The 9,885-nt window shown below is 63.2% G+C and carries 6 protein-coding genes, 1 rRNA gene and 1 pseudogene; 2 read left to right on the forward strand and 6 right to left on the reverse strand.

Features of this window, described 5'->3' with window-relative positions; genetic code table 11:
* Positions 1-31: 31 nt before the first annotated feature.
* From qhpG to GV819_RS26805, 4 genes are read right to left on the reverse strand one after another with little or no spacing between them, the layout of a single operon-like run.
* Positions 32-1,351 carry a flavin-dependent monooxygenase QhpG gene (gene qhpG / locus GV819_RS26790; RefSeq protein ID WP_161759057.1) on the reverse strand — a complete coding sequence of 440 codons (1,320 nt, stop codon included), beginning with the start codon at positions 1,349-1,351 and terminating at the stop codon, positions 32-34.
* The gene (qhpE, locus tag GV819_RS26795; RefSeq protein WP_161759058.1) at positions 1,336-2,019 is read right to left on the reverse strand and encodes a subtilisin-like serine protease QhpE; all 684 of its coding nucleotides are present in this window, start codon (positions 2,017-2,019) and stop codon (positions 1,336-1,338) included. The genes qhpG and qhpE overlap by 16 nt, the downstream gene beginning before the upstream one ends.
* Positions 2,009-3,727: an ABC transporter ATP-binding protein gene (locus GV819_RS26800; RefSeq protein ID WP_161759059.1), complete on the reverse strand. Its 1,719-nt coding sequence runs from the start codon at positions 3,725-3,727 to the stop codon at positions 2,009-2,011. Before GV819_RS26800 ends, qhpE begins: the two co-directional genes overlap by 11 nt.
* Positions 3,727-5,634 (reverse strand): sigma-54-dependent Fis family transcriptional regulator, encoded by a 1,908-nt coding sequence (locus tag GV819_RS26805; RefSeq protein WP_161759060.1) that lies wholly within the window; start codon positions 5,632-5,634, stop codon positions 3,727-3,729. The genes GV819_RS26800 and GV819_RS26805 overlap by 1 nt, the downstream gene beginning before the upstream one ends.
* 316 nt (positions 5,635-5,950) lie before the next feature.
* Between GV819_RS26805 and GV819_RS26810 the strand changes: the two are divergent.
* Positions 5,951-6,324: pseudogene (locus GV819_RS26810) on the forward strand (LysR family transcriptional regulator substrate-binding protein); the annotation flags it as partial.
* A gap of 1 nt (position 6,325) precedes the next feature.
* Here GV819_RS26810 and mrdA read toward each other — a convergent pair.
* Entirely contained in the window at positions 6,326-8,218 is a 1,893-nt protein-coding gene (gene mrdA / locus GV819_RS26815; RefSeq protein WP_161759061.1) for a penicillin-binding protein 2, read from the reverse strand.
* A 228-nt stretch (positions 8,219-8,446) separates the two neighbouring features.
* Between mrdA and GV819_RS26820 the strand changes: the two genes are divergently transcribed.
* A complete protein-coding gene (locus tag GV819_RS26820; RefSeq protein ID WP_306108859.1) occupies positions 8,447-9,526 on the forward strand; it encodes a zinc-binding dehydrogenase in 1,080 nt (359 codons plus the stop codon).
* A gap of 210 nt (positions 9,527-9,736) precedes the next feature.
* Here the strand turns inward: GV819_RS26820 and rrf are convergent.
* Positions 9,737-9,852, reverse strand: a 5S ribosomal RNA gene (gene rrf, locus GV819_RS26825).
* Between the last annotated feature and the right edge of the window lie 33 nt (positions 9,853-9,885).

A 9,885-nucleotide genomic window follows, 5' to 3' on the forward strand; every position in this document is an offset into this window, starting at 1 on the left:
AGACTGCTCGCGCTAAACCCGCCCCGCGCCCTCATGGCCGATAGCCCTGCCCCAGCAACCAGCCGCGCACCGCCCTGCCCTGTTCTTCGTCCAGGCCTGACAAGGCTGCGTGGGACGAATGTTGCTGCAACCGACGCAGCACAGGCGCCAGCTCAACACCTTGCACATGCCAGACACCCAACGGCTGGTCAGGGGTAATCACCACCTCAACTTCATCCACCAGGCCATCGCGCAGTACCGGGGCGCGCTCGATGCGCAGGGCAGAGAAATCCAGCGTATTGTGCGCCGGCCGCTGGTCCGGCCATTGCCGGCGGGCCTGCCAAAAAGGCTGCTCGGGCCAACGCTGTTCGTCGGCGTAGAAGTCCCGGCCGATGCGGGCAAAACGCAGGAACAGCTGCTCTACCCGCTGCCGGTGAAACTGCCGCGCCAGGGCCGTGCGCTCCGGCCGTTGCAACAGGGTGTTGATCACTGCCGGCGCCTGCAAAGCCGAGGACAGGGACTGGAAAATCCCATTGCCCGACAGCGGGTCCACCGCCATGGCCGCATCGCCGACCCGCAGCCAATTGTCGCCACACACCTGGGGACTGAGGATCGCCGTACTGCTGCGGGCATGCAGGTGCAGATCGTGCTCCTCTGCCCCGGCAAAAAAAACCTCGGCCAGGGGCGAACTCCGACGGCGCTGGCGACAATACTCCAGCAACTGCGCCTTGCCCGGCAGATCAGCGCTGGCCACATCCACCGTAAGCTGCCAATAGCATTGGCCATCCGCTCGCCGGGCCATCCAGGCCCAGCCATCCTCCAGGCTGTGCACGGCGCTGGCCGCACGGCCTTGCGGTCCCTGCCAGCGGTTGAGCAGGCTGACGGTTTCCGGCCCGCGCAGGCCTGAGCCCTCGCCCTGACACAACACTTTGCCGAGCGCAGGAGCCTGGCGCCCGCGGGCCTCCACCAGAAACTCGCCGAAGATCTGCTCATGCCCCTCCACCTGGACCCGATGCCCAGTGTCGGTGGACTGCACGCCCAGCACCCGTCCCTCGATCATCCGCACTCCAGCCAAGCGCAAGGCGTCGCGCAGGCCACGGTCGAAGGCCGGGCGGTCCAGCAGGTATTCAATGTTCTGCGCATGCTCCTGGCCGTTCCACGCCACTTGCCGCTGGGAAGGTTGCAGGGCCTGGACCAGCGCCTGTTCCAGGCCGGCGCCGCGCAGGGCCTCCAGCACCCGTACCGAGACGCCTTCCAGGGCCGGAAAACGCCGCCAGTCACTGACCAGGGTCACGGGGTAATCGAGACGCCGCAGCCCCAGCGCCACTGCGGCACCGGCCGGGCCGGCGCCGAGAATCAGGATCGCTGGCATGACAGGTGTCGCCGTTCAGGACCATGGTAAGCGGCATGCGCTTGCAGCCACTGGCGAATCTGCGGATGGCTGGCGCCGGGATGTGTCTGCAAGTAGGCGGCGATATGCCCGCTCAAGGCGGCGCATCCCAGGCTGGCACCGGCTTGCCCCGGGCCGCAACCTCGCACACAGGCGGCAAAATCCGCTTGCGCGGTGTCCAGCCAGGACCATTGATCGGCGCTACAGCGGGCATCACCGGTCACTCGCAACACCCCGGGATAGCTGGCCGGGTACACCGGCTCACCCTGGGCCGGGCTGGAGGCGCAGAGCAATACGCCGCGAGCGGCAGCTTCGGCGCAGGCCAGACGCAGTAGCTGGCGATCCTGGCGCAGGCCCAGGCTGAGGTTGATCAGGCACACGCCCTGCTCCAGCAACCAATACAGCGCAGCGACCACTTGCAGGGCACTGGTGACCCCGCGCTGGTCGAACACCTGGGCCACGCACAGGCGTGCCGCCGGTGCCCGCTTGCGGATGGCTTCGACCACTGCACTGCCATGGCCCAGAGCGTCCTCCTGCAACTCACCCTCCTCCAGCCCTCGCGGCGTCAGGAAGAAACGCCGACCGGCATTGGCCGGCTGATGTGCGGCATGGCCACTGTCGATGACGCCAATGCGCAACTCAGGCTTCATGGGCCACCGCCACGGTGTGCAGTACGCCGTCCAGCAGTTCGAAGCGCTGGTCGGCATCGGCCAGAGTCGAAGGCCGATGGCTGATGAGAATCCGCGTGCGCCCGGCAAACAGCCGGTCGATGGCCTCGATCACCTCGCGCTCAGTGGCCTCATCCACCGCCGAGGTGGCTTCGTCCAACACCAGGATCATCGGGTCCTGGAGCAAGGCACGGGCAATCGCGATGCGTTGTTTCTGCCCGCCGGAGAGCTGCTGGCCGCGCTCGCCCAGGGGGCTGTCCAGGCCTTCGGGCAGAGACTCGATGAGACTTTGCAACTGCGCCAGACGCGCCACTTCGGCCACCGCTTCGCGGCTGGCATCGGGCACGCTGTAGGCCAGGTTGTCCGCCAGGCTGCCGCGAAACAGCACGATGTCCTGGCTGACTACCGCCACCCGGTGGCGCAGTTGCGCCAGGTCCAACTCTCGCAGATCGATCCCCCCCAACAGCACCTGCCCGGATTGAGGATCGTGGTGGCGCTGCAACAGGTCGATCAAGGTGCTTTTACCGGCACCCGAAGCGCCACTCAGGGCCACTTTGCGGCCATAGGGAATCCGCGCCTCGATGCCGCTCAAGGTCACGGCACGGCCAGGATGACTGAAGTGCACTGCCTTGAAGTGCAACTCGCCATTGTCCGGCACCGGCCGCGGCGTTTGCGGTGCGCTGATGCTCGGCTCTTCGCCCCGCAGTTCCATGACCCGGCCCAGGCTCACGGTCATGCGCTGGATTGCCACGTACAGCCCCAGCAAACTCTGCACCGGCCCCACGGCCATCCCCAGATAAGTGGAAAAGGCAATCAGCGCCCCCAGTTGCCAGGTGCCCTGCACCACCCAGTAACCGCCAATCAGGAACGCGCAAGCCCGAGACAGCGAGGTCAAGGTGCCAGGCACCGCCTGGGTGAAGAACTCGGTGACTTGCAGCTTGAGCAACTGGCTCATGTAGCCCTGGCCGAGGCGATCCAGGCGCTGGGCTTCGCGTTGCTGCTGGCCGGCGCTCTGGATGAATTTCATCACCGGCAGGGTTTCCACCATGAACGACGACATGTCCGCCGAACGCTCGCGCAACTGGCGCACGTCACGTTCCACCTTGCGCCGCATCCAGCGCAGCCAGAGCACGTCCAGGGGAATCAGCACCAGGGCCAGCAACGAGAGTTTCCAGGACAGGGTCAGGAGCATCGCCAGGGCCACCACCAGGCCGATCACGCTGGACACCGCGGAGAACAGCGAGTCCACGGCGAAGCGCTGGATCTCCGCGACATCGCCGTCCAGGCGCGACATCAGGTCACCGATCCGCCGCTGTCCATAGAAGCTCGGCGACAGGCGTTGCAGGTGGCGGTACAGGTCATCGCGCAGGGCAAACAGAATGCGCCCGGACAAGCGTGTATGCAGGTAGCGGTTGACGCCCGACAGCAAGGTGCCGAGCAACCCGGCGAAAATCATCAGGCCGGCGATCAACACCAGCTTGGAAAAGTCTCGGGCCAGCAGGCCATCGTCGATCAGCAACTTGGTCAGCCAGGGTTGCACCAACACCAGCAACGACGCGCACACCGACAGGCCCAACAAGCCGCCGATGGCCAGGCGATGAGGCCGGACGAAACTGTAGAGCCAGCCCAGGGCGGCGCTCAGCGCCTGGGGATCGCGGCTGTCCACCAGCCGAGTGATCAGGCGCTGCATCAGCAGCGCAACTGTTTGAGTTTGCGGTACAGGGTCGCGCGGCTGATGCCCAGGGCGTCCGCCGCGGCCGATACGTTGCCCTGGTGGTTGTCCAGGGCGCTACGGATCAACTCCAGCTCGTTCTCGCGAATGCTTCCGGTCTGTGGCCGCTCGCTGGCATTCAGGTCGTCGAGCATGCTGTCCGGCAGATGCTCGAGGCCGATGTGGGTTTCACCCTCTTCGCGCAAGGCCAGGGCGGTGCGCAAGACCATCTCCAGTTGTCGGATGTTGCCCGGCCAGTGGTAGTCCACCAGCAGCCGGCGCAGGTCCTCGGCGATCGCCACTTCGGCGCCGCCAAGCTTGCTCAGCAGTCTGTCCAGCAGGGTCGCGAGATCCTCGCGCTCGCGCAGTGCCGGCAGCAGCACGCTGATGCCGTTGACCCGGTAGAACAGGTCTTCGCGAAAGGCCTTGTCCTGCACTTGTTGCTTGAGGTCGCGGTGGGTGGCGCAGATCAGCGCGACGTCGATGTCCTGCTCTTCGCCCGCGCCCAGGGGCGCCACCTTGCGGTCCTGCAGCACCCGCAGCAGCCGCGCTTGCAGGGCCAGCGGCATGTCGCCGATCTCATCCAGAAACAGAGTGCCGCCGTGGGCCTGTTGCAGGCGTCCGATCATCCCGCCCCGGCGCGAACCGGTGAAGGCGCCTTCGCGGTAGCCGAACAGCTCCGACTCGATCAGGCCCTCTGGAATCGCCGCGCAGTTGACCGCGACAAAGGGTTTCTCGGCGCGGCTGCCTGAGCGATGCAGGGCCCGGGCCAGGACTTCTTTGCCGGTTCCGGTTTCGCCCAACAGCAACACCGGCAAGCCATTGGCCAAGCCTTGGCGGGCCATGCGCAAGGTCCGTGCGTAACGGCTGTTGCCACCGGCCAGGGCCTCCAGGTCTGGTGGCATCGGTGTGGCTTTGGGCGGCGCACTGCGCGGCCCACGGTGCAGATTCAACGAAGGCTGTGGTGCCCGCAGGGCCTTGTAGAACAGCTCGCCCTTGGCGGTCTGCAAGCTGCCCACTGCGCCTTGCTGCAGGCGCGCCAGCAACTGCAGGCCGTCGACCCCGAGAAACTCCTCGCAACGGCGTCCGACCAACGCGGCGCGCGGAGTGTTGAGCAATTGGCAGGCCTGGCCGCTGGCCGCCAGGACCTGCCCTCCCAGGCTCAAGGCCAGCAGCCCTTGCCACGGCGACTCCAGGTATTGCCGACGGCTGTGGAAAGCCAGGACGATCTGTTGCGGATAGGAGGCATAGAACACCCGGGCCTCGATCTGGCTGACCGCCATGGCCAGCAGCGCGGTGCTGTCCTGGGCACGCCCCAGCGGGCCTTCACGGGTCAGGTCGAGGACCCCGAGGATCTCGCCCTGGGGACACTGGATGGGCACCGAAGTGCAGGAGAAATGACTGAGACGATCCAGGTAATGCTCGCCGCAATCGATCAGGGTTGGCCGGGCTTCCACCAGGGCTGTGCCCAGGGCATTGGTGCCGCGGGTGGCCTCGCTCCAGCAGGCGCCAAGGGTGATGTCCTGCACGCCACTGTCCTTGAGCCGGTCGGCACGCCCTTCGATCGCCAGGATGGTCGCGTCGGCGTTGGCCAGGATGATCATCCCGTCCTGGCCCTGGTGCTGGGTCAGGTAGTCGATGGCCGGTGTCGCTGCGTCCAGCAACAGGCGGTTGCTGGCCAGCAGCACTTCCAGGCTGGCGCTGGATTCCAGGGTCAGTTGGTGTTGACTGCCAACGTGCACGCCATGACTGAGGCTGCGTCGCCATGAGGCATCGATTTCCGCACGCAGGACCCCGTCGGGGATCTCGCCTTCCAGGTGGAGCCGTTCCCGGGCCAGCCGGGCTTCGTGTTGCTGCTCACCCTTTATTGTTTTTATAAGAGTCATCAAGCGCTCCGAATCGGTCCGCCCGCTGTACCCGCTCCACTCCCTTGGATTGCGCGAGGCACGCAAGCCGTGGTCAATGTCTACTCCGGGTACAGAGGGCAGTAAAGGGCTCCGCCCGGATCAGCGGGCCACCCTGCATTTCTTACCCTGCAAGCAAAACCTGCGCCAGCCTGGACCGGCGCTCGAGCATCTTGACGTTAGCGTCAAGCAAATGGCAAGTGCCGTACGACTCCCGATTCACTCAGCGCTCGCCAGGCTTTTTTCTAGGCGCTGGCCTGCACCACATTAGCCAAGCTAAGACCAGAGGTGAGCATGCCTGCAACAGTTGGCCACGGAGCACTTCGTCAGATTCACCAGTTGAGGGGCAACCTTTCACCGCTGACGCTGTTTCCCGACCAGCAGGGTTTTACCGGCAAAATCGTCGCCTCCTCGACCCGTTTCGAGGAAATTCATCGACTGATCTGCGCCGGATTCGGCATTGGCGGCCTGCCGATCCACCTGGTGCGTCGGGATGTCGATCCAGGCTTGCTGTGGCGTTTGCCACCAGAGGACGGCGTGGTGGATTTCGACCTTCAGCTGCTGTGGAACCGCGAGCAGAAGATGAGCCAGGCCGAAGCCCTGTTGCTGCAAAGCATCCAGCACATGCTCGGTATTCATGAGCAGATGCCGGACAGCCTGATATTGAAGTGATTCAGACGTGGGGATCGCCCGGAACCTTGGCCGGGGCTGCGTACTGCGGTTTGAGGTGACCGCTCTGGTCCAATAGCCAGGCATCCATGATCTGCCGCACCACAGGGCCGGCAACCCGGCCGCCGGCTTCGCCGTTCTCGATCATCACCGAGATCACGATCTGCGGATGCTCGGCCGGGGCAAAACCAACGAACAGGGCGTTGTCACGGTTGCGCTCGCGAGTCTTGAGGCGGTCGTAACGCTCGCCCTGCTTGATCGCCACTACCTGGGCGGTACCGCTCTTGCCGGCAATCCGGTACTGCGCGCCGGCGGCGGCGGCGCGGGCAATGCCACGCGGGTCGTGCATGACCATTTGCATGCCGTGGTTGACCTGCTCCCAATCATGAGGGTTCTTCAGCAGGATGTTGGGCATTGGGTGTTCATCCACTGGCGCTACGCCATCGATGGTCCTGGCCAGGTGCGGGCGGTTCCAGATCCCCTTGTTGGCGATCAGCGCGGTGGCCTGGGCCAGTTGCAACGGCGTGACCTGCATGTAGCCCTGACCGATGCCGAGGATTACCGTTTCCCCCGGGAACCAAGGCTGGCGACGCGTAGCGCGCTTCCAGGCCTGGGACGGCATCAGACCTGCCGACTCTTCGAACATGTCCAGGGAGACCTTTTCCCCCAGGCCAAACATTGCCATGTAATCGTGCAGACGATCGATCCCAAGCTTGTGGGCCAAGTCGTAGAAGTAGGTGTCGTTGGAGCGCATGATCGCCGCGTCCATGTCCACCCAGCCGTCGCCGCTGTGGTTCCAGTTGCGGTATTTGTGATCGAAGTCCGGCAGTTGGTAGTAACCCGGATCGAAGACTCGGGTCGAAGCGGTAACGACCCCGGTGTCGAGGCCGGCAATCGCCACTTCCGGCTTGATCGTCGACCCCGGTGCGTAAAGGCCACGCAAGACCCGGTTGAACAGCGGCCGGTCGATGGAATCGTGCAACGCCGCGTATTCCTTGAAGCTGATGCCGGTGACGAACAGGTTGGGATCGAAACTCGGTTTGCTGACCATGGCCAGCACTTCGCCGGTGGCGGGATCGAGGGCTACCACTGAGCCGCGACGATCACCAAGGGCTTCTTCAGCCGCTTCCTGGAGCTTAACGTCGAGGCTCAGGACGATGTTCTTCCCGGGAACCGGATCGGTGTGCTTGAGTACCCGCATGACTCGGCCCTGAGCGTTGGTCTCTACCTCTTCATAGCCGACGCGACCGTGCAGCTCGGACTCATAAAACTTCTCGATGCCCGTCTTGCCGATGGACTGGGTGCCGCGGTACTCCACTGAATCCAGGGTCTTGGCCTCTTTCTCGTTGATCCGCCCGACGTAGCCGATGGAGTGGGCGAAATGCGCGCCCATGGGGTAGTGGCGGACGAACTGGGCCTCGACATCCAGGCCTGGCAGACGGTATTCGTTGACGGCCAGTACAGCGATCTGTTCCTCGGTGAGTTCATAGAACAGGGTCACAGGAACAAAGGGATGACGAGCCTGCTTCATCTCCTTGTCGAACAGGCTGCGATCTTCCGGGGGCAGGTGCAGCAGGTCGACCACAGTATCCAATTCACCCTTGATATCAGTGGTCCGTTCGCGGGTGACGGTCAGGTTGAAGCTGGGGCGGTTATCCGCCAGGACTACGCCGTTGCGGTCGTAGATCAGCCCGCGGGTCGGCGTGATCGGCAGCACGTGCACCCGGTTGTTTTCCGAAACCGTGGAGTGATAGTCGAACTCCACCACCTGCAGGAAATACATGCGGGCCACCAGGGCGCAGGTAATGCCCACCACCAATACGGCGCAGGCGAGCAAACGCTTGTTGACCAGGCGGGTTTCTTTCTCATGGTCCTTGATCGGAATCGCTTCGGGCATTGCTACGGCTTCTCGTTGCATAGAGGTCAACGCTGATCCGTGCGGGTGAACTCAAGTCCATTAAAAAAGAGCTGCACCATACCAAAAACCATCTACTGACTTTGAGGGGATTTCCATCGCGGCTGATCAATGGCGCCCACGCATTACGACACTGGTGATTTCCACGCAAAAATCTTGTTCCGATTCACGGGTTTTTCATACCTCCTCGGCTGGGGATACTGAAGGCTGTTGTTGCTGCGGCTGTTAGCCCGAAACCGGCTGGCACAAGACTCCGGGGCCGTTGCACGATTTCTTCCGATATCACGAGGATCAACAATGACCACTGACTACGCGGCCTGGGGCTGGCCCCAGGGCAAAGGACTGCAAGGCCTGAAACTGATTCGCAAACCGCTGCCACGGCCTGCGGCTCATGAGCTGTTGGTTGCCAACACTGCCATTGCCCTGAATCCAGTGGACTGGAAAATGATCGAATGGGGACCTGACGACTGGTCTGACGGCCATGTGCCTGGGGTGGATGGCGCGGGAGTGATTGTGGCTGCAGGCAGTGCTGTGCCAATGCGCCCAGGAACTCGGGTGGCCTATCACCAGGCATTAAACCGTGACGGCAGCTTCGCTGAATACAGCTTGATCGACGCCAGGTGTGCCATTGCCCTGCCTGACGCCCTTGACGATGCGCTGGCTGCCGCATTGCCCTGCCCCGGCCTCACAGCCCTGCAAGCACTGGACAAATTGCCACAAGGCGGTACAGAGGATGTTCTGGTGGTGGGGGCCGGTGGAGCGGTAGGCAACTTATTAGTGCAGATGGCCGTACAACAAGGTTTTCGCGTCTGGGCCAGCGCTTCGCCCGCCCATCATGAGGCGTTGCTCAGCGCGGGCGTGACAGGGGTCTTGGATTACCACAGACAAGGCTGGCAGAACGAGTTGCAGTCCCGTCTGGGACTGCGTCGCCTGCATGCCCTGTTCGATACGGTGAGCGGCGAACACGCAGCTGGACTCGCCCCTTTACTGGGTTACAACGGCCATTTGGTATGCATTCAGGATCGCCAGGAAACAGCTCCGTTACCTGCCTTCAGTACTGCGCTGTCGCTACATGAAGTGGCGCTGAACAGTGTGCATGCCCATGGCAGTGAATCTGACTGGCGCGCCTACCAGCGCAATGGCACGGCTTTGTTAAAGCAGGTAGCCGAAGGGCAACTCAAGCCCTCTGCCTTGCTGCCCTTCAGTTTTGCCGAACTGCCGGAAAAACTCCGCTCACTGAAGGACGGTGAGCGAGTTGGCAAATGGGTGGCACGTCTGCAAAACGCCTGAGGCACGTGTGTGAGTCAGGCAAGCCTTGGCTCGCATCGCACTACCAGATCAAGACCATGAATCATCTGTAACGTCGGCGCGCAGCCCTGGCGGCTGTTACAAGATGCTGGCAGCCGGGCCGACCAAACAAGGACAGAGAGCTGCCTGCAGCTTTTCTTTCGGGCAAAACAAAACCCCAACTGCTTTCGCAATTGGGGTTTCGGAATTTAATCTTGACGATGACCTACTCTCACATGGGGAAACCCCACACTACCATCGGCGATGCATCGTTTCACTACTGAGTTCGGGATGGGATCAGGTGGTTCCAACGCTCTATGGTCGTCAAGAAATTCGGTAGCCAGCTCGTTTACCTTACGGTC

The sequence above is a fragment of the Pseudomonas sp. Fl5BN2 genome (assembly GCF_009908205.1).
Taxonomy (GTDB): Bacteria; Pseudomonadota; Gammaproteobacteria; order Pseudomonadales; family Pseudomonadaceae; genus Aquipseudomonas.

What these genes read in the sequence shown, in the direction of transcription:
- GV819_RS26805 (WP_161759060.1), bottom strand. Translation starts at nt 5,634, where the DNA reads ATGACTCTTATAAAAACAATAAAGGGTGAGCAGCAACACGAAGCCCGG.
- mrdA (WP_161759061.1), bottom strand. Translation starts at nt 8,218, where the DNA reads ATGCCCGAAGCGATTCCGATCAAGGACCATGAGAAAGAAACCCGCCTG.
- qhpE (WP_161759058.1), bottom strand. Translation starts at nt 2,019, where the DNA reads ATGAAGCCTGAGTTGCGCATTGGCGTCATCGACAGTGGCCATGCCGCA.
- GV819_RS26800 (WP_161759059.1), bottom strand. Translation starts at nt 3,727, where the DNA reads ATGCAGCGCCTGATCACTCGGCTGGTGGACAGCCGCGATCCCCAGGCG.
- qhpG (WP_161759057.1), bottom strand. Translation starts at nt 1,351, where the DNA reads ATGCCAGCGATCCTGATTCTCGGCGCCGGCCCGGCCGGTGCCGCAGTG.